We start from the raw sequence: 19586 nt of genomic DNA on the forward strand, positions 1-19586 counted from the left end.
CATTCATATCAACTAAATTATATTTTGAATCAACCCGGATACAGCAATGTGTTTGGGTTGATTTCTTTTATCCCCAAACGTTATTTAGATTAAATTTAAATAGCGTATATTTGCAGGACTAAAAATTAGGCTTTGAAAGAGAAAGGATTACATAAATTAAGTGGATTCCCTAAAAACAAAATGGGGAAGATATTGGGGTATGATAATGACCATCTTAAAATGCCCAATAAAATCATTGAAATGGGGCTTCTTCCGGAGACCGCTTTCAGGATTTTGTATCAGGCTCCGTTCAATGGGCCCATGTATGTAGAATTTGGAGCAGAAAAAAGCCGGATTGCTCTTCGTGAGGAAGAAGGAGATTACATCATTGTTGAAGAATTGAATTAATGCAGGAAAACAAGAAAAAACAGATACTTTTAGTCGGAAATCCTAATGTAGGAAAGTCAACGGTTTTTAATACGCTTTGCAACAAAAAGCAGAAGACCGGGAACTATGCCGGCGTTACCGTTGCTAGCCATTCGGGGAACTATACCTATAAAAACCAGGATGTTGAGGTTATTGATCTTCCAGGTTCTTACAGCGTATACCCGAGTTCAGAAGATGAAGCTATTTTTTCCAAATATCTTATCGACGAGCAGAAAAACTATGCAGGTGTTGTTTATATTCTTGAAGCATTAAGTTTAAAAAGAGGGTTGCTTCTGTTTCAACAGATTCAGGACCTTGGAATTCCAATGATTTTGATTGTTAATCAGATTGATCAGGCAGAAAGAAGAGGAATTACCATTGATATTCAAAAATTTTCCGAAGCATTAGGCATTAAAATTATTCAGACCAATGCTAAGGAGCAAATCGGGATTGAGGAAATAAGAGAAGCCGTTTACAACAATGAATTTGTAAAAACAGATAAGGTTTCTTTTGAAACACCGAACGAACATAGAGATTTTATTCAGAAACTGGCAGCACACAAAGGTTTCGATAATGAATATAAAGCCTGGATGAGCCTTTCACTGGGAACAGATCTCGGCAGAATAAGTTCTGTAATGGAACAGCTGAATGAGACAGATACGAAAAGCCTGGTTCCAAAAAGATTACAGGTTCAGGAAACTGTAAGAAGATATCAGAATGTAGACAAAATATTGGAAGATGTAATTTCTAAAAAAACTCAATTCAAAGAATTATTAACTGAAAAACTGGATAAAGTTTTAGTACATAAATTTTGGGGTTATGTAGTCTTTTTACTGATCTTACTGATTATTTTCCAAAGTGTTTTCTTCCTTGCGGAATATCCAATGAACTGGATCGAAGAAACTTTCTCATGGCTGGCTGCATTTACAAACGAACACCTTCCCGAAGGACCTGTTAATTCACTTATTTCAAACGGAATCGTTCCGGGAATTGGAGGAATTGTCGTTTTTGCGCCACAGATCGGAATCCTGCTGTATTTCCTTTATCTGCTGGAAGACTCAGGATATATGGCAAGAGTTGTATTTCTGATGGACAGATTACTTCGTCCTTTCGGGCTTAACGGAAAAAGTATTGTTCCACTTGTATCAGGAACGGCCTGTGCTATTCCTGCAGTAATTTCCACCAGAAACATTGAGAATGTGAAAGAAAGATTGCTGACGATATTGGTAACACCATTTATGACATGCTCTGCAAGACTTCCGGTGTACAGTATTATTATCGGTCTGATCATCTCAGAAGGAACATTTTTAGGAATAAAATATAAAGCGCTGGTTCTGATGGGGATGTATCTTCTTGGTTTCTTAGTTGCTTTATTCTCAGCAGCAATTCTTAAAAGATTTATAAAAAGTAAAGGAAAAACATATCTGGTAATGGACCTTCCTGCCTATAAAAAACCACTTTTCGGTTATGACTTTAAAATGGTTTTAGGGAAAGTATGGGACTTCATTACAGGAGCCGGAAAAATTATTTTCATTGTAAGTGTTATCATCTGGTTTCTGAGCTATTTCGGACCAAGTCAGAAAACAAATGAACTGGTAGCTACAGACGTTCATCTTGACCATTCTTACCTTGCCAAAATGGGTAAAGGAATAGAACCTGTAATTGCTCCTTTGGGTTACGACTGGAAAATGGGAGTTGGAATTCTTACCAGTTTCGTAGCAAGAGAAGTGTTTGTAGGAACAATGTCTACACTTTACAGTTTGGAGGATGATGCTCCGGAAGTGAAAGTAATTGATAAAATGAGAAGAGATGTAAAACCAAACGGAGAAAAAGTCTTCAGCTTTGCAACCGGTATCTCGGTTCTTCTTTTCTATGCATTTGCAATGCAGTGTGTTTCTACACTTGCAGTAGTCTACAGAGAAACCAAAAGCTGGAAATGGACCGGCTTTCAGGTGGTCATGATGACAGGTTTGGCATATTTTGTGTCGATGATAGTATATCAGATTTTAAAGTAATGGACTCATCATTAATTTTTCAATACGTACTTATCCTATTAATTGTAGGATTTGCCTGCTACTCTTTATTTAAAGTACTTAAAAAGAATTTTGCCCCTAAAAAATTCAGCTCCAAAAGAACGAACTGTGATAAAGACTGTGGCTGTTCTTAATATTAGGTTCATGAGATAATTGAAAAAAATGTAGTAAATTCATTTTTCTAATGTAAATTATTAATTTGAATTTCTTAAAAACAGGATTACTCTTACTATTTTCTTTGTTTGCCGTTAAGGGGAAAGCACAATCCGATACCGCAAATACCAAGTCCTATGCAGACCAGGTAATGATCCGTGTGAATCTTGATACCAATATCGAGAACTATGTTTTTTCATCAGGAGAAGGTAAAGATGCGTTCGAGATGGACCTGTCAATCAATAATAAAATCAAAACATCCTTTTCAGTCGATTATAGAATTATAAGTGCAACAATATCATTTGCACCCAGATTTTTAGCAGGAAATAATGATGATGAAATGAAAGGGGAGAGTTCTTATACCGATTTTAGTTTCAGGCTTTTTCCCGGAAGATTTATCCAGAATGTTTATTATAAAAATGTAAGCGGATTTTATGTTGAAAATATGAAAGACTTATCCCCCGGATGGCAGGAAGGAAGAGATCCTTATATTCGGTTTCCTGATTTAAGGGTACAGACCTTTGGCGGATCTACATCCTATATTCTCAATAAAAACTTTTCAGCAAGAAGTATCTACACGCAGGGAGAATGGCAGTATAAAAGCAGCGGAAGCTGGGTGCCATTTCTTGACTATGACCTTACTATTTTCAGAAATAAAATTGATGGTATAAAAAGCAAAGATACACAATATAATATCGGGGGGAATATCGGATATTTCTATAATTGGGTCATTGGTAAGAATGTCAATATCTCACCTTATCTGGCTGTGGGTATCGGAGGGAAATTCTCCAGTTACAGAGATCCTGATTATGGTGGTGTAAAAGAAACTGCCCAATATGCAACTATCAGAATGCAGGGAGGGCTTCATATCGGGTATAATACAGACCGGTTTTTATTTGGAGGTAAAATGAATTTTAATACCTATGGCTACGATCAGAAAAACAATCAGACCATAGAAAATAATAACCTGTATGGCTTGTTATACATAGGGTATCGTTTTGCACCACCGAAAGTTGTAAAAAAGACCTATGATAAAATCCAAAAAAAGATTCCCATTCTATAAGTTGAAAGGTCTTTTAAGTATCTTTGCGTTGGAAAATTTAGAAAGAACAAAATAAAAGTAAAAACATCATGTCATTAATAAAATCTATTTCCGGAATTCGCGGAACCATTGGCGGTAAAGTAAATGATAACTTAACACCGCTGGATGTAGTAAAGTTCGCTTCCGCATTCGGAACCTGGCTTCAGAATAATAAAAATAAAAAAGATCTTACCCTTGTCATCGGAAGAGATGCCAGAATTTCTGGTCAGATGGTTTCTTCTTTGGTAACAGCTACATTGCAGGGATTGGGAATTAATGTAATAGACCTTGGTCTTTCTACAACGCCAACAGTTGAAATAATGGTTCCTGAACTGAATGCAGACGGAGGAATCATCCTTACCGCTTCCCACAATCCAAAACAGTGGAATGCACTTAAATTATTGAACGAAAAAGGAGAATTCATTACTGGAGAAAACGGAGCTGAAGTACTGGCTTTAGCAGAGAATGAAGACTTCAACTATGCGGAAGTGGATGACCTTGGAAAATATGAAACAAGAGATGATGCTTTTGATATCCATATTCAGCAGATCCTTGATTTACCAATGGTAGATGTAGAAGCAATCAAAGCTAAAAACTTTAAAGTAGCGCTGGATGCGGTAAATTCTACAGGAGGTATTGCTATTCCTATGCTTTTGGACAAATTAGGTTGTGAAACCATCAAATTATACTGCGAACCCACAGGACATTTCCCACACAATCCTGAACCGTTAAAAGAACATTTGGGAGACATCTGCGAATTGATGAAAAAAGAAAATGCAGACGTAGGAGTTGTAGTAGATCCGGATGTAGACAGATTAGCGCTTATTGATGAAAAAGGTGAAATGTTTGGCGAAGAATATACATTGGTTGCTGTTGCTGATTACTTATTGAAGCATAAAAAAGGAGCTGCTATTTCTAACCTTTCTTCCAGCCGTGCTTTGAGAGATGTAGCCCGTTCGCATGACTCAGAATACTTTGCCAGTGCTGTAGGAGAAGTAAACGTTGTTACTTTGATGAAGGAGAAAAATGCAGTGATTGGAGGGGAAGGAAACGGAGGAATTATCTATCCTGATTTACACTACGGAAGAGACTCTTTAGTAGGAGTAGCCTTATTCTTAACGCATTTGGCCAAAGAAAACAAAACGGTTTCTGAACTAAGAGCAGGATATCCAAGTTACTTCATGGGTAAAAAGAAAATAGAACTTACTCCGGAGATTGATGTAGATGCTATCTTAAGCAAAATGGAGCAGGAATATAAGAATGAAGATGTTTCTACCGTAGACGGCGTTAAAATAGACTTTGAAAATAATTGGGTTCACCTTAGAAAATCTAACACAGAGCCGATTATCAGAATTTATACAGAAGCTCATTCTCAAGAAGAGGCTGATCAGTTAGGTGATGATATCATTGCTAAAATTAAAAGTTTAATCTAAAAATAGACTAAGAACGGACCATGAGTCCGTTCTTTTTTTATATCAGGCATGTTTGAACATATCAAAAACAAATTTCCATTCCCTAAAGAAAAATGGAGAAAATTTTTAGGCAGCTTTGAGCGTATGGAAGTTCCTGCCAAAACTTTGCTTTTAAAAGAAGATGAGGTTTCCTACAATGCTTATTATATTGAAAAAGGCATGGTGAGAGCTTGGTATAATAATGACGGAAAAGACGTAACATTCCAGTTTTTTCTTGAAAATACAATGTTTTCTTCTCTTGAAAGTTTCAAAAAAGGCTTGCCAAGTATGGTGTCATTTGAGACCATAGAACCATGTGTTTTATATAAAATTAATAAACCGGATGTAGAGGCTTTCCTGGAAGAAGTTTACGAAAATCCCGAACTTAGAAATCTCTTTATGGATGCTCTTTTTGAAAGGGTATTTGATTATATGAAACATTTCTTTTCCTTCATTAAAGATACACCCCAGCAACGGTACATCAATCTTGCAAAAACCAAACCGGAGATTATTAAAAGAGTTCCCCAGCATTATATTGCTTCTTATCTGGGTGTTACAACGGTACATCTCAGTAGAATCAAAAGCAAAATATTAAAGGAGAGGCTGGAATAGGCTGAAAGATGGAAGCAAGAAGTTTAAAAAGAAACGGCATAAATTCTGACTCATCTTAAACGCAATGTTCGCAAAGAATAATATGTATTGTTGAAAATGTTCGCAAAGGCGTTTCACTTAGCGATTATAACTGTTCTTTGCTAAACGAAGTGCCCTTGCGCCCAAATAATGCATAATAGTATATCACCTAGCGCTCTCTGCGTTTCAATTCTATTTCGAGTTTTATAAACTTCCAGCCTCCCTTCCTCCGGCTTCCTTTCCCAATTGATAACAAATGTTATCGCTCAACAGCACTCATCCTCGATAATTTTGTATAAAAATTAAAAGAATGAAAGCAGCAGTAGTATTTGAAAAAGGAAGTATCCCTCAATACGCAGATTTTCCCGAACCGGAAACACTACAGGAAAATGAAATTTTAGTATCTGTAAAAGCAGCATCTATTAAAAACCTTGACAGAGCGCGGGCAGGCGGAAGCCATTATTCTACAGAAAATGAAATTCATCAGCCTAAAATTATCGGTTCTGACGGAGTAGGATACCTTGAAAACGGAAATAAAGTCTATTTTTTCAGCAAGAAAGGGACTGTAGCTGAGAAAGCTGTGGCCGATAAAAAAATGACCGTCCCGATTCCCGAAGAACTTGATTTTTCTATAGCAGCAGCACTACCTAATGCGGTCATGGGATCAGCAATGGCTTTAAAATTCAAAGCAGGGTTGCAGCCTGGAAATACAGTACTCATCAATGGAGCGACAGGAATTACAGGAAGAATAGCTGTTCAGATAGCTAAATTATATGGAGCCCGAAAGATCATTGTTACCGGAAGAAATGAAGAATCATTACAATCTTTGCGTGAGCTGGGAGCCGATGAGGTAATTTCCCTTCAATCCACAGATGATGACTTTAAACAAAAAATAAAAGAAATTCATCAGCAAACGCCTATAGATGTTGTTTTGGATTATATCTGGGGACATTCTGTAGAAATGATATTGTCAGCATTCAAAGGAGACGGATCTTTTTCCCATAAAACAAAACTGGTAACAATAGGAGGAATGAGCGGAGATACCATTCAGCTGTCTTCACAGATTCTCAGAGGAACTGATATTCATATTTCAGGATCCGGATTAGGGAGCTGGACCAAGGAAGAATCTGCACTCCTGTTTTCAGAAATTATTCCGGAAATGTATCAGGCGGCCGTAGAAGGAAAAATTAAAATGGAAACAGAAGAGGTTGATATTAAAAATATCGAAGCCGTATGGAATGCTGAGATACAAAGCGGAAAACGTCTGGTCATAAGAATTTAACCCCAATTTCCATTTTTTTATCCACAATCCTTTTATCGGTTTTCTTTTTTTACTATTTTTATAATAGAAATTTATGAACTGGAAAATTCAAAAAAAAGTTGCAACTTTGCATAAATATTTGAATATCAGTTTCAGATGTATTATTAACTAAACGTTTGCCGAGGTTTGTAAGCAAATTCAGACATCAGGCCGACAAAGAGGACACTATTGGAAGAGTATTTTGGAAATGAACTTGTAAAAAAGTTCGAGGAAATGATGGAAAACAATGACGAATTCTACTTTGATACAGAAGAGTTGGAAGACATTATTGTTTATTATTTGGAGCTTGGTGATTTTAATTACGCTGATATGGCGGTTAATTATGGACTAAAGCTTCATCCCAATTCATTGGATATCAAGATCAAAAGACTTGAAATCCTTTTGGAGTGGGAAGACTATAATATGGCGAAGGAACTCATCAACGAGCTGAAAGGTGCTTCTATGGAGAACACAGACTTTTTGGTTTGTTACGCCAAATATTATTCGAGCTTAGGAAATCCCAGAAAATCCATTGAAATTTGTAAAAAAGCTTTGACATTAGAGGAAGAAGAAAACTTTCTCCACAACTTTATTGCGGATGAATATGTGAATCTTGGAGATCCTTTTAACGCCCTTAAACATTACAGAAAAGCACTAAAAGAAGATCCAACGGACGAATATTCGCTGGAAAACTGTATGGTGTGCTTCAGTGACCTGAATAAGAGCGAGGAGGCTATTGCCTTTCTTAATGAATATTTAGACGAATTCCCTTATTCTGAAACCGCTTGGTTTGAATACGGACAATTCTATTTCAACAGAAAAAATTATGATGAAGCCATAAGAGGCTACGATTATTTATTGGCAATCAATTCAAACTCTGTAGGAGTATACGCTAATAAATCGGCCTGTTATGAAGCGATGGGACAATATCAGAAAGCGATTGATACATATGAAGAGATGCTGGAACTGGAATATACGAAAGCATTTACTTTTTATAAGATCGGATTATGCAATAAGGCATTGAAACAGCCTATTTTAGCTTTAAATGCATTCCAGAAATCATTGAGAGAAGACCCTCAGTTTTATCTTGCCATGATGGAACAGTCCTACCTTTACGAAGAAATGGGAGGAATGTCTGAAGCCTTGCATTATGCTAAAGAAGCTACCCAGCTGAATGAAAACAATCTTGATTACCAAAAAAGATTAGCGTTTCTTTTCATCGATTCAGGGAAGTTTGAAGAAAGCCTTTCTTGTCTTAAAAAGCTGGTGGATGCTGAGCCTACAAGGTTCTACAACTGGTATGCCTACTCAGAAGTTTTAATGTTGGTAGGAGAGTACGAAGATGCGGTAACTGTTTTGAATAGTGCCATAAAAAAGCATCACAGAGCAGAACTGTTTTATCAGTTGAGCAATTGTTTTTTCAATCTGAAAGATCAGGATAAAGGAACAGAATCACTTCAGAAAGCATTAGACCTTGATCCGTCTTTAGTTAAGGATATGCAGAAAAAATATCCTTTCATTAAAGATGAAGTGAAAAAGGTTAAGGCTACTAAAGTGAAGAAAAAGAACTAGATTAATCTAAAAAATAATAGAAAAACCTGCAGAAATGCAGGTTTTTTTTTATTGATAATTGTACTCGTAGATGAATTTATCAGGAGCACTTGTAGTGGGGTTTCCATTGATATCAAGAGATTGTCTGTCTTCTACAGAAGGATAACCTGCAGTATTAAATGTAGTGGTATATTTATGAGAAGTTGTTCCGGTTGCTGTTCCTCCGCCGGCTGGGGTATTGGTAAACTGTCCCTTATAGGAGCTTAAGCTATTCTTTATATTTGAAAACAACATGCTTACCCCGTCGCTTTCATTTCCATTGAATATGATTTTATCAAAGCCTTTTACATTCTTGAAAGGATAGTTTTTATCCGTGTAAGTGTAGGTCTCAGCTTCTGTGTAATTAACAGTGTTTCCATTTACAACTCCGGTTCCTGAGCCTACATTGCTTACCATATTTCCGTTGCTGTAGGTGAATACACTGTTGATTGTGGAAGATCCCGCAGCCCCGGAATTCGTTTGTTTCTTTACACTGATCTCTGTAGTACTTGTGTAAGTATAAGTAAAAGTAACCGTGTTTTGTACTGTACCGGTAAGAGAATATTCCTTAGTAATGGCAGAGGCCATACGACCGTTGGAATATCCGTATTCAACTGTGCTTTCAAGAACATTGTTTTCGTAATTTTTAATTCCGGTAACGTATTCATCGGTATAAGTGAACTCAATTCTTTGCCCATGATTAATGTTGTTAATCATGCTGATAATTTTGGTTCCGTTGTAGTTGATTTTCATTACAATACCATCCATAATCATCTTTGTAGGAAGAATTACATTTTGATTGGAAGGGTCGCTGTTGTCAAAAGGAGCATCATCATCATGCGAAGAAGAACACGAAAGTGTTAATAAGGCTATTGAGCCACAAAGTAGAATTTTTTTCATAGTTATAAGTTAAATCGGTCAAATATAATTTAATTTATAATATGATTTTATTTTTTTGGATTTGTTCTTAAGAATAGAAGTCCGGCAATAATAATTCCAGCTCCTATAAACTGTAAATAAGTCAGTTTTTCACCATCTAAAATTCCCCATATAATAGCAACAATAGGCATTACTAAAGTAACCGTTGATGCAAAAAGAGGAGTGGAAACTTTCAGCAAACGATAATTCATCATCATCGCCAGTCCGGTTCCGAAAATAGATAAAAGGCTCACAAACATAAGACCGAGCAGATTGTCTTTAGAAAAACTGAATTCCGAAAAGAATCCGGTGCTTGTCAATGCAATAATGGATGGAAATAATAGAACAAATGAGAAAACAAAAGCAGATAAAACCGTGGAAGAAACTTCCATAAGCTTTGATTTGACGGTTGTTGTACTCAGAGCATAGCATAAAGTAGCCAATAATAACAGTAAAATCGGAATCATTTTTAATTCTCCGCTGTCACCCCCTCCGAATGCAAGAATACAAACTCCGGTGAAGCTTATAAATGTCCCAATAATCTGTTTTTTGGTTGTTTCAAACTTCCATACCAATGCTCCTACAATAATCACAAAAATAGGCATCATAGAGTTGATGATTCCCGCAATGCTGCTGCTCACTTCGGTTTCTGCAATGGGAAAGAGGAACATCGGAATAAAATTTCCGGTAAAAGCAGCCAGAATTAACCATTTCAGATGTTTTTTAGGAAAAAGCTTATAATTGGAAATAGCAACCGGAAGTAAAATAATTCCGGCAATAAGAACTCTTAAAGATCCTACCTGGAAAGGATTAAAATGCTCCAGAGATTTTTTGATCAAAATAAAGGATGATCCCCAGATAATACTCAGAATAATCAGAAGAACCCATTTTTCTTTATCCGCGTTCATTATTTTCGTGTAAAATTTTTAAAAACTCTTTTTTAGGAATCATTTTAGCACCCAGGCTTTCGAGGTGCTCTGTATGAGATTGACAATCAATTAATTCGATGTTATTTTTGTTGCTCTCTACAAAATGTATAAAACCTGCTTTGGAAGCATTGCTCACTGTAGCAAACATACTTTCTCCACAAAAAACATTTCCAATCTGCAATCCGTAAAAACCACCTACAAGCTCTTCATCCTGCCACACTTCAATACTTTTGGCAAGGCCGTATTCATGAAGCTGGATAAAAGTGTTCATCAGCTCATCAGACAGCCATGTTCCGGACTGGCCTTTTCTGGTTGCCTTTTGACAGTTCCTGATCACTTCCCTAAAGTTCTTATTCTCTGAAAAAGTAAAAACATTTCTGTTTAAAATCTTTCTCATTGATTTTGAGACTTTTAACTCTTCCGGAACAAGAACAAATCTTGGGTCAGGACACCACCATAGAATTTCTTCTCCGGGATTGTACCAGGGGAAGATCCCCAGCTGATACGCAAACCAAATGCGCTCTACAGACAAGTCGCCTCCAAAAGCAATTACTCCTTCATGACCGTCATACAGCTCAGGGTCAGGAAATGAAATCTCTTTTTCGTCTAATCGAACCATGCTTAGAAAAAAAATCCCACTTCAAAAAGCAGGATTTATATTTGATCTTATATTCTTTAATTAAAAAGGTAAATCATCATCATCATCTCCGGCAAACGGATTTTCGTTTGAAACTGGAGTTGCAGACTGCTGAGACATTGCCTGAGTAGGTTCTGAAGCATTTTCAGAAACTTTCTCTACTCTCCACCCTGTAATAGAGTTGAAGTATTTAGTTTCACCTTGAGGAGAAACCCATTCTCTACCTCTGATATTGATTCCTACCTTTACGTTTTCTCCTTCTCTAAGGTTATCTAATAAACTGATTTTATCAGATAAAAATTCTATGTTTATCGGCTGTGGATACTGTTCTTGAGTTAAAATAACCATTTCTCTTTTTTGAAACCCGCTCGCAAATGTTTGAGCATCAAAAAGTTTCTTTACCGTTCCTTGTAATTCCATATCGTAAATATTAACGATGTAAAAGTAAGAAAATGAAATGTAATAAAAGGTGCCGTGAAAAAAAAATGTAGAAATTTTAATTTTTTTTCCTGAAAAGTTTGGTAGTAAAGGAAATTGCCCTATATTTGCACTCACAAAAACGAAGCAAGCTCTTTAAAATTTACAATATAAAAAACCAGCGGATGTGGTGTAATTGGTAGCCACGCCAGACTTAGGATCTGGTGCCGTGAGGCGTGGGGGTTCGAGTCCCTTCATCCGCACTATGCGAAAATAGCTCAGCTGGTAGAGCACAACCTTGCCAAGGTTGGGGTCGCGGGTTCGAATCCCGTTTTTCGCTCCACACCATGCCCTGGTGGTGGAACTGGTAGACACGCAGGACTTAAAATCCTGTGTCCGCAAGGACGTACGGGTTCAAGTCCCGTCTGGGGTACAAGACCCTCTGTAATATCTTACGGAGGGTTTTTTGTTTTAATAGAGAGTGTTCTTTAAATAAAAAAAAATCTTATATTTGTAAGAAATATAGCCTGAATCTGTGAATTCAGATCAGCAAACCAGCGGATGTGGTGTAATTGGTAGCCACGCCAGACTTAGGATCTGGTGCCGTGAGGCGTGGGGGTTCGAGTCCCTTCATCCGCACTATTCTAAAATAGCTCAGCTGGTAGAGCACAACCTTGCCAAGGTTGGGGTCGCGGGTTCGAATCCCGTTTTTCGCTCCACACCATGCCCTGGTGGTGGAACTGGTAGACACGCAGGACTTAAAATCCTGTGTCCGCAAGGACGTACGGGTTCAAGTCCCGTCTGGGGTACAAGTCCCTCTGTAATCTGATTACGGAGGGATTTTTGTTTTAGAATAGCTCTGAAAATTCGGCCTCCCTTTTTCAAGTATAATCTCCTATTTAACATTTCTAAAATAATCTCTCAAAAAAGAAAGACTTGAGGTGTCTTTTGGTACATTTGCTTCAGAAAAATAAAACAACCATGAAATTATTAAATACCATTTTAGCTGTTACAATGATAACTGCTTCTCATCGCTTGTTCTCACAGACATCCAGCGAAAGCAAAGCCAAAGAAATTATAGAAAAAGCCATCCAGGCAGAAGGAGGAAAAAAACTTCTGAGCAGTATAAAAACGCTTTATTCCAAATCTGAAACGGTAATGGACGGACGAAATGTGTATTGGATTACCAAAGAAATGGTTCCTAATAAAGGAAGTTTTGAAATTGAATATCAGGGAAGAATTGTTTACAAATCATGGTTTGATGGCAAAACTGGTTATGAGCTGGTCAACGGAGAGAGAAAATTGGCTGATCCCGCTGAGTTTAAAGATAAAGCAGACAGAAAGTACATTATTAATGAACTTGCCTATATAGATCCCAAATTGTATAAGATTGAACTTATTGAAGAAAACCCGGATAAGATCTATTATAAAATAAAAGCAACCTATGTAACGGGAAAAGTGACTTATCTGTATTACGATGTAAAGTCATTCTTTCTAAGCAAAGAAGAAACGGTGGAAAATGGTGAAAAGAATACGTTCTCTACGGTTTTGCAAAGTGATTATAAAAAATTCGGGGATCTTTGGTATGCTACCAAATCTACTTTTGTTTCTGAAGATGGAAATCAGGAAGCAACCCTTGTAGATTTGTACTATAATAAAAATATTGAGGATAAAGATTTTAAATAATTGATTTACAATCATTCAGACTAATACGAAATCCTTTGTAAATGCACTACAAAGGGTTTCGTATTAGTAAAATAAAAAACCGTTCCACAACTTGTGAAACGGTCAAAAATATATTGAGAGGTGATTAGTTGCCTAATTCAAGCTGATTTTTTACAAGACTATAATAATCTGCTTTTCTGCTGACAAGCTCCTGATGGTTTCCTTTTTCAACTACAGCTCCGTTTTTCAGGACAATAATCTGATCTGCATTTTTTACGGTGCTTAGACGGTGTGCTACGATGATTACGGTTTTTCCTTTGAAGAATTCCTGAAGGTTATCATGAATGATCTTTTCATTTTCAGCATCCAGAGCAGAAGTTGCTTCATCAAACAGGATAAAATGAGGGTTTTTATACACTGCTCTTGCAATAAGAACTCTTTGTTTTTGTCCTCCGGAAATTCCGTTGCCGGCAGCGCCTATTTTTGTACTGTATCCCAATGGAAGATTATCAATGAAAGAAGAAATGTTGGCTACTCTTACTGCATTTTCCATTTTTCTGGTGTTGATCTCTACTTCGCTGGTGGCAATATTTCTTTCAATGGTGTCTGAGAAAATAAATCCGTCCTGCATTACCACTCCATAGTTTTCTCTGATGCTTTTCGGGGATAGGGTAAGAATATCGTCTTCGTTATAATGAATGGTACCCTGTGTAGGATTGTAGAACTTAAGTAACAGCTTCATTAAAGTAGTTTTTCCGCTTCCGCTGGCTCCTACAATAGCGGTGACTTTACCTTCAGGGATGAACAGATTGACATCTTTTAAAACAAACTGAGATTTTGGTCCTTCATATTGGAAAGAGACATTATTTAAAGTTATTCCTCTTTCTTCTTCTGAATGTGTATTACTGAGTTCAAGGGCTTTCATACCTTCTTTTTCCTCTTCTTCATGGTTCTGAACTTCATTTAATCTTGAAAGACTCAGCTTTGCATCCTGTAAAGAACGGAAGAAGGAAATCATTTGATTCACAGGAGAGTTCAGCTGTCCGATGATGTAAGATATTGCCAATAGCTCTCCGATGGTCATATTTCCTTTTACAACCTGTAATGCGGCAAAGAAAGTAACAAAAATGTTTTTTAACTGATTAAGAAATTCAAAGCCTGAAAACTGATACTGATCTACTTTTAAGATACGAAAAGTGGTTTTGAAAAGTTTATTTTGAATACCTTCCCACTCCTGTCTTTTATAGTCTTCAAATTGGTTTAACTTCATTTCAGAAACCCCGTTCAGGATTTCATAAACACTTTCCTGGCTCTGTCCTTTTTCTCTGAATCTGTAATAGTCCAGGATTTCTCTTTTCTTAAGCCAATACTGAGCCCAAACAAGTGATAATGCAGTAAGAGATGAGTAAATAAGCACGATTGTAACATTATAATACCAAAGCACTCCAAAAAATACAAGAAAAGTAACCATAGAGAAGAAAGTCATAAGGCTCTGAGAAGTAAGAAAATCTTCTATTCTTTCGTTATCCTGAATTCTCTGGGTAAAGTCTCCCTTCATTTTGGTATCAAAAAAGCCCATTGGAAGGAGAAGCATCTTCTTCAGGAAGTCTGAAATAATGGAAATACTAATTCTGGTCCCGATATAAAGCATCAGCCAGTTTCTGAGAATTTCTATGGTAATACTTCCTAAGTATAAAACAACCTGAGAGACAAGAATGATCGTAATCAAATCTACATCTTTTGTGTTAACTCCTTTATCTATAAGGGTTTGTGTAAGGAATGGGAAGACAAGGCTCAGGCAGCTTCCGATAAGAAGCATACCAGACAAAAAGAGGAATTTGTTTTTATGTTCTTTGAAATATTTCATGGCAAAAGAAATACTCAATTTGTCTTCTTCCGGGAAAGTCTGCTGATAAAAACTGTTGGTAGGGCTTACGAAAAGAGCGATCCCGGTTTCTCCGTCTGACAACCAGCTTTTAAGAAAGTCTTTTTCGCTTAGCCAGATCATTCCATGGCTTGGATCAGCTATTTTATAGCGTTTTTTTCCTGAAATAAGGCTTTTCTTTACATCAAGAAGCACTACGAAATGGTTTTTATTCCAGTGAAGAATGCAAGGCAGGCTGCCATTTTCATCCAGGGTCTGTAATGTGAGTTTGGCTGGATAGGTTTCAAATCCAATATCTTCACACAGTTCACTGATACTGAGTAAGCTAACTCCTTCTCTGGATAGATTAGCATTTTCTTTTAAAAAGTGTAACGGAATCTGCTTACCAAAGTAGGAAGCCACCATTGCGATACATGCAGGACCGCAGTCCATTTGGTCGTGTTGAGGGATAAATTTTAGCTTCATGATACTAGATATTTTCTTTTGCCGATTTTCATTTTATAATACTTTTCTACAATGCCGTAGATAATCAGTTCGTGCATTCTGTGTCTGGATCTGATCAGTCTGTTGATATGCATATGAATAAAACTGCTGACTAATCTTTCTTTTTGAATGGTCTTCAGATTTTCTATTTCTCTGCAGTTTTCTGTCATAGCAGTAACAAACTCTGAGAAATACTGATTGTCATCTGATTCTACAATCTCGCTAATGAGGTTAAGGTTCGTTCTGTATTTCAGATCCAGCTGCTTTTTAAGGTTGCTGTCTACATTAAACTCCCGTTGAAACTGATTGTAAATTTTGTTGATCACCTCATACCGCTTATCCAGATCCAGCTGGAAGACATCGAAATAGGTATCAATACTTTTGATGGAGTACAACCAGAGGTCATCATTATTTGGAATATTTTTAAGCAGATTAACAGTCAACTTACTGTCGTAGTGGAAGATATGTTCTGCGGTGTCAATAAATTCACCTTCATATCTTTCGTACTCTCTGTCATAGGTCCCCATTTCCACTTTATTTATGATTCCTTCGCTGATATATTTATCAAAATAATCATTGAAAGTGGTCATGATCTGAGCGGTGTTAGTGAGCTTATTATCGTTAATTTCCAGTCTCAGTCTGATGTGATTATCAGGGTCACTGTATCGGATGTAAAACCATTTTTTGATCAGATCTTCTTCGGCGAGATGAGGTAAAAGATCAGGGAATACATCCTGTAATATTTTGTCTGAAAATTTGTTACCGCAATAAATTTTATAGTACAGCCATTTATTCCCCGGAATGAACTTGTTATCAGAAATATTGACATTGAAAAGATGCTGATCCAGCTCTGTTTTAAAGGCTGTATAATTTCTGTTGATCATTGGAATGATAATCTCATTGTTGAACTCATCAGTCTCAAGATCGTAAAGACATTCGGTAAGGGTTACGGTTTCCTTGGATCTTAGTTCATCAATCAGGAATAATAAGAGGTTGTCATTTTCCGTATCGATCAATAATTTGTTATCTCCCTGAGAAATAAAGAAATACCGGTTGACCTTTTTGTCTGAAAGATATTCTTTTACTGTTTTGATGCTTTCAGTATTGTTTTTGGTCTTTATTCCTGATACTTCATTTTGGTATAGTCTCCATAATGCCGGAGTGAAGATGATATCGTCACCATGCGTAATTCGTGGAATATAGTCATACATCAGATAGTTGGTGTCACCAATATTTAAAACCAGTGCTGTGGAAACATCCTGATGCTGAAGATCACACAGAAACTGATACACTGGAAGAGAATTATAATCAAAATTGTGGGCAGTAGAATGGAAAATTTTAACTTCTTTATTCAGCTCTTTATGAAATAATACGATTCTTTTATCAATCATTTTAATGTAAAGATCCGTCAGCGTAATGGTATTTTCCGAAGCAGAAGGCTTGGTAAGATAAGAAAGCTGATTTCCTCTTTTTACCTGTCTCAGTAAGATATTTCCTACTCTGTTGTCTGGCAAATGAAGCAGTTCTGCATAGATAAAATGATTGTCATTCTGTTCTTCTTTGATGATTCTGTTCATCGGAGCCAGGATTTCTTCATCTTCATTAGAAAATCTGGCAATAAGATTGGCACTGCTTGTTCCGCCTACGGAAGAGATTGCTATTTTATCAGATACTTTTTCAATCATGACGGCCATTGATCTTGCAAGGCTTACCTCGTCCCCACTCTGAAGGCTGTTGATGTCATGTTGGCTAAGGTCTATAGCGGTATCTCCATTGATATTGGCTTTGTTGATGATTCTTCTCCAGAACTCATGAATCTTTTTATTGTAAGTGATAGAAAAGGAATCATTACTGGAATTGGGCCAGCTCAGGGTATCAAGCAGGGAAGAAAAATCGTTTTCACTGTTTTGCTCCTGAATGTATCCGATACCGCTTTCGTTGTCCAGTACTTCAACCAATGGCACCAGGCTTTCTTCATATCTTGCGTAAAATGCAGACTTGAATTTTTCTAAATTTTCATTTACTGTTTCACTTCCTTTGTCCCAAAAACAAGATAAGGTATTGATTCCCTTTTTGATTTTAGAAAGATCTTCTCTGGTAACGGGTGAAAAGTCAAGATTTCTTTTTAAAGATGAATTAATCAGATATTTTCTGTCATATAAAATGGAGAACTGGTTGGCAAGTGCAAATATCTCGTTGTAATATTCCTGAGACTGTCCTACTCCGGAGTTCAGCAATTCCATATAACTTTCCATTTTGATCAGGATGTCCAGATAGCGGTCCAATTCAGGATAAATTCCTTTTTTTGAACTTAAATATTCAATGATCTGAGACAGGGGAGAATGCTCATTCAGGCATATATCAAAATTGCTTTTAAAGAATTGAGCATCAATAAGGCTGAAAATGTAGTATTTTGCATCTTCTTCGGAAACTCCTTCCACATTTTCTGCAACCAGAGCAACCAGATTGTCAAAAGAGTAAGATTGGGCAGTCATCGTTTCAACCAGAAAATCCAGAAGTTCATCTTTTTCCAATGAGCTTAAAGTATAGACTCTTTTTTCGTTTTGTATTGCGGTTTCGATATATCGGTAATAATCACCTAACTTATAGATAGAGTCATTAAGCGCATATTCGTGAACCTCTGGAAAGTCTCTGTTGATTAATACTATAACCTGAAAAAGGAAAGAAAGATCCAGCGTAGTATAACGGTGGATAGCATTCATATTTCCTGCTTCAATATTTTTATTTTCTGAGCTGAGTTCAAAAGCAGAATGGGAGGCAAATGTTCCGAAAGGAGTAGATCTGGTAGTTATTCTGATGTAATATTTCAGAATAGAATTGTTGATTCTGTTTCTCTTTACCAAAGATAAAGAAGGATCATCCTGGCACAATCTTGCCCATTCATTATACAGCTCATAAGATGCTAAAAAGATAGATTCTCTGAAGACCTCATCATTCCACAATTCAAGGATAAAATGATCAAGATCTGCTGTATTTTTGGGTATATTATTATATTGTTTGAATGAGTACAAAGAGTTCCTCATAAAACCAATATTGATGTTATCTAACTGCGTTTTCATGTTGAATAGATTGTAGGTTGTAATGGTTGCTTATCACTTCAGCGTTTTCAGTTTTCTTGTCGCTGTCCGGTTCTGTATCATATAAAATGAATTCATCAACAGAAAGTTTTTCGTCCAGTTTTTCAATCAGTTCAAAAAGCTCTTCAAAGTTGAGGTTGAGGATTTTGAAAGATTCAGATTCATCTGCATCGGATTTTATTTCGTTGACTTCTGAAAGGTTGATTGCCAGTGCCAGTGATGTTTTAGGAACAAATCCGTTTTTCTGTGCAAAAGAATCTTTGTATCTGTTGATCTCTTCTTTTTTATCATCAAGATTTTCAAGGAATTTTCCGCTTCCGTGAAAGGCTGAAACACAATAATTTGCGTGTAAACTGATGGCTTCGTCCAGATTGTTCAAAGAAGAAGAAAGATACCAGAGATCAGGGATCAGGCCGCCGTAGGGAGGTATTAATATTCCTTCTTTTTCGTTCTTTTCGGCTTCAGAATAAAACAGTTCGTGGATCTCGTTGGCATTTTCTTTGAAAACCACTCCTGTACCTCTTTCAAGGATGTCCGGATTCAAAAGGTTTTTGGTGTACTCGCTTTCAGGAATCCCTTTTGAAAGGCCAAGATCTATTCTTCCGTTGAATATATTATTGATCAGTTTATAATTGGTAGCGACAGCATAAGGAGAATAACTTGGAACTGAAGTTCCCGCTGACCCTACTCTTATTTTTTCTGTCATTCCGGCGATCATGGCAATCACAATATCCGGATTTGAAAATGCAAGATTCTTGAGGTGGGAGTAGTGATGCTCTGCCAGCCAGAATCTGCTGTATCCTAATCTCTCTGCATGAAGGGCATAATCAACTACATCGTTAAGAGCTGTGATTGAATCTTTGCCGCTTCTGTATCCTAGTTCTAGTAATCCTATGCTTTTTGTTTTCATG

15 protein-coding genes and 5 tRNA genes are annotated in these 19586 nt (G+C 36.8%); 13 read left to right on the plus strand and 7 right to left on the minus strand.

Annotated elements, in window-relative coordinates; genetic code table 11:
• Positions 1 to 132 precede the first annotated feature (132 nt).
• From FW780_RS14935 to FW780_RS14965, 7 genes are all read left to right on the plus strand, one after another.
• Positions 133 to 387 (plus strand): FeoA family protein, encoded by a 255-nt coding sequence (locus FW780_RS14935; protein ID WP_047421995.1) that lies wholly within the window; start codon positions 133 to 135, stop codon positions 385 to 387.
• The gene (gene feoB / locus FW780_RS14940; protein WP_149834293.1) at positions 387 to 2420 is read left to right on the plus strand and encodes a ferrous iron transport protein B; all 2034 of its coding nucleotides are present in this window, start codon (positions 387 to 389) and stop codon (positions 2418 to 2420) included. The genes FW780_RS14935 and feoB overlap by 1 nt, the downstream gene beginning before the upstream one ends.
• Positions 2421 to 2637: 217 nt before the next feature.
• On the plus strand, positions 2638 to 3654 hold the full coding sequence (locus tag FW780_RS14945; RefSeq protein ID WP_149834294.1) for a DUF4421 family protein: 1017 nt from the start codon (positions 2638 to 2640) through the stop codon (positions 3652 to 3654).
• Positions 3655 to 3722: 68 nt separating this feature from the next.
• Positions 3723 to 5105: a phosphoglucosamine mutase gene (glmM, locus tag FW780_RS14950; RefSeq protein WP_149834295.1), complete on the plus strand. Its 1383-nt coding sequence runs from the start codon at positions 3723 to 3725 to the stop codon at positions 5103 to 5105.
• Between the two features lie 48 nt (positions 5106 to 5153).
• The gene (locus tag FW780_RS14955; RefSeq protein ID WP_149834296.1) at positions 5154 to 5735 is read left to right on the plus strand and encodes a Crp/Fnr family transcriptional regulator; all 582 of its coding nucleotides are present in this window, start codon (positions 5154 to 5156) and stop codon (positions 5733 to 5735) included.
• A 328-nt stretch (positions 5736 to 6063) separates the two neighbouring features.
• Positions 6064 to 7035, plus strand: coding sequence for a quinone oxidoreductase family protein (locus FW780_RS14960; RefSeq protein WP_149834297.1), 972 nt, complete (start codon positions 6064 to 6066; stop codon positions 7033 to 7035).
• A 207-nt stretch (positions 7036 to 7242) separates the two neighbouring features.
• Positions 7243 to 8625 (plus strand): tetratricopeptide repeat protein, encoded by a 1383-nt coding sequence (locus FW780_RS14965; RefSeq protein WP_149834298.1) that lies wholly within the window; start codon positions 7243 to 7245, stop codon positions 8623 to 8625.
• 48 nt (positions 8626 to 8673) lie between these two features.
• On the opposite strand, the gene FW780_RS14970 is transcribed toward FW780_RS14965, so the two are convergent.
• From FW780_RS14970 to FW780_RS14985, 4 genes are read right to left on the minus strand one after another with little or no spacing between them, the layout of a single operon-like run.
• Positions 8674 to 9543: a hypothetical protein gene (locus FW780_RS14970; RefSeq protein WP_149834299.1), complete on the minus strand. Its 870-nt coding sequence runs from the start codon at positions 9541 to 9543 to the stop codon at positions 8674 to 8676.
• A gap of 47 nt (positions 9544 to 9590) precedes the next feature.
• Positions 9591 to 10469 carry a DMT family transporter gene (locus tag FW780_RS14975; RefSeq protein WP_149834300.1) on the minus strand — a complete coding sequence of 293 codons (879 nt, stop codon included), beginning with the start codon at positions 10467 to 10469 and terminating at the stop codon, positions 9591 to 9593.
• Positions 10456 to 11109, minus strand: a complete 654-nt coding sequence (gene aat, locus FW780_RS14980; RefSeq protein ID WP_149834301.1) for a leucyl/phenylalanyl-tRNA--protein transferase — start codon at positions 11107 to 11109, stop codon at positions 10456 to 10458. The genes FW780_RS14975 and aat overlap by 14 nt, the downstream gene beginning before the upstream one ends.
• Positions 11110 to 11169: 60 nt before the next feature.
• On the minus strand, positions 11170 to 11547 hold the full coding sequence (locus tag FW780_RS14985; RefSeq protein ID WP_149834302.1) for a DUF3127 domain-containing protein: 378 nt from the start codon (positions 11545 to 11547) through the stop codon (positions 11170 to 11172).
• Positions 11548 to 11725: 178 nt separating this feature from the next.
• On the opposite strand from FW780_RS14985, the gene FW780_RS14990 reads away from it, so the two are divergent.
• From FW780_RS14990 to FW780_RS15015, 6 genes are all read left to right on the plus strand, one after another.
• Positions 11726 to 11807: transfer RNA gene (locus tag FW780_RS14990), tRNA-Leu, on the plus strand.
• 4 nt (positions 11808 to 11811) lie between these two features.
• A tRNA-Gly gene (locus FW780_RS14995) sits at positions 11812 to 11887 on the plus strand.
• Positions 11888 to 11893: 6 nt separating this feature from the next.
• A tRNA-Leu gene (locus FW780_RS15000) sits at positions 11894 to 11977 on the plus strand.
• A gap of 124 nt (positions 11978 to 12101) precedes the next feature.
• Positions 12102 to 12183 (plus strand) — tRNA-Leu (locus tag FW780_RS15005).
• Positions 12184 to 12269: 86 nt separating this feature from the next.
• Positions 12270 to 12353: transfer RNA gene (locus FW780_RS15010), tRNA-Leu, on the plus strand.
• Positions 12354 to 12525: 172 nt separating this feature from the next.
• Entirely contained in the window at positions 12526 to 13230 is a 705-nt protein-coding gene (locus FW780_RS15015) for a hypothetical protein (RefSeq protein ID WP_149834303.1), read from the plus strand.
• A gap of 124 nt (positions 13231 to 13354) precedes the next feature.
• On the opposite strand, the gene FW780_RS15020 is transcribed toward FW780_RS15015, so the two are convergent.
• Genes FW780_RS15020 through FW780_RS15030 form a run of 3 tightly spaced genes read right to left on the minus strand, consistent with a single transcriptional unit; the run spans position 13355 to position 19585 of the window.
• Positions 13355 to 15559 (minus strand): peptidase domain-containing ABC transporter, encoded by a 2205-nt coding sequence (locus FW780_RS15020; protein WP_149834304.1) that lies wholly within the window; start codon positions 15557 to 15559, stop codon positions 13355 to 13357.
• Entirely contained in the window at positions 15556 to 18657 is a 3102-nt protein-coding gene (locus FW780_RS15025) for a lantibiotic dehydratase (RefSeq protein ID WP_149834305.1), read from the minus strand. The genes FW780_RS15020 and FW780_RS15025 overlap by 4 nt, the downstream gene beginning before the upstream one ends.
• A complete protein-coding gene (locus tag FW780_RS15030) occupies positions 18638 to 19585 on the minus strand; it encodes an LLM class flavin-dependent oxidoreductase (protein ID WP_149834306.1) in 948 nt (315 codons plus the stop codon). The genes FW780_RS15025 and FW780_RS15030 overlap by 20 nt, the downstream gene beginning before the upstream one ends.
• Between the last annotated feature and the right edge of the window lies 1 nt (position 19586).

The organism is Chryseobacterium sediminis, from assembly GCF_008386505.1.
GTDB classification, from domain to species: domain Bacteria; phylum Bacteroidota; class Bacteroidia; order Flavobacteriales; family Weeksellaceae; genus Chryseobacterium; species Chryseobacterium sediminis.